The sequence below is a fragment of the Streptomyces sp. P9(2023) genome (genome assembly GCF_032436795.1).
GTDB lineage: Bacteria > Actinomycetota > Actinomycetes > Streptomycetales > Streptomycetaceae > Streptomyces.
Map to the genome: position 1 here is coordinate 1 of NZ_JAUPWM010000106.1, position 843 is coordinate 843.

The 843-nt window shown below is 34.5% G+C and carries 1 protein-coding gene; it reads left to right on the top strand.

Annotation, left to right across the window (positions count from 1 at the left end; translation table 11 throughout):
- The first annotated feature begins 19 nt into the window (after positions 1-19).
- A complete protein-coding gene (locus tag Q5762_RS36845; protein ID WP_315896678.1) occupies positions 20-469 on the top strand; it encodes a hypothetical protein in 450 nt (149 codons plus the stop codon).
- Positions 470-843 lie beyond the last annotated feature (374 nt).

Genomic DNA, 843 nt, shown 5'->3' on the forward strand with positions numbered 1-843 from the left:
GGCCATCTAATCGCTTGTCATGCTCTTTAAGCTCGATGTGAAGGATAAGAAAAATTCAAATAAAAAATATATTGACGATGACGATAAGAAACTTAGAAATAATGTCTACCACGCAGGGAAAATTATCACGAAGAAAGAATGTGCAGATATGGGCTATCGAATTTACGACTATATCCGCACAATTTATCAGGATTTTAAAGAAATACCTAGTTCGCCGGAAGATGACCCTGCGCTTTTATTTCCTGCAATCTGGATTTTTAATGCTAGTAAAGTAAGGCTGTTACAAGAAAAATATCCAAGCGCACTAGTAATCTCATCTGATGTATATACTAGTCTATCTTTGAATACTGATTTTTCGGATGATAATCTGCCTTCCTTTGATGATTTGTTAGCTATAAACAATAGGTTGAACAAGAGAAAAGACATTACAGAACTCATTGTAAATTCTGAATACTTTAGAGAACAATAGTATATCCGTCTTCAGTACCGTCTATAGTTTCGCTTTTTGTAGGAGTTAAATTGTATACGTCGCGCACTTCATTGCCATCGTATGAAACCTTTAGAAAGTAAAGTTTTTTGTTAGGATCGAGTTTTACTAAGAGATTAATTAAATCTTGTACTGTATCGCCCTCAATCTCGTATTGAGGGAACTCATTGATTGAAATCATGTAATACACCTCCAATTGGTTGTTTCCATATACAACCAATTATATCACAAGAAACGGCTTCGGCCTTTTCTTTTTACTCACAAAACGAACACCAGTTTGTATATTTTTAGGCTTGAATGATACAAAACGAAGAAAGGAAAGATAATTATGGAAGGACACGTAAGAAAAAGAGGCT

What these genes read in the sequence shown, in the direction of transcription:
- Q5762_RS36845 (WP_315896678.1), top strand. Translation starts at nt 20, where the DNA reads ATGCTCTTTAAGCTCGATGTGAAGGATAAGAAAAATTCAAATAAAAAA.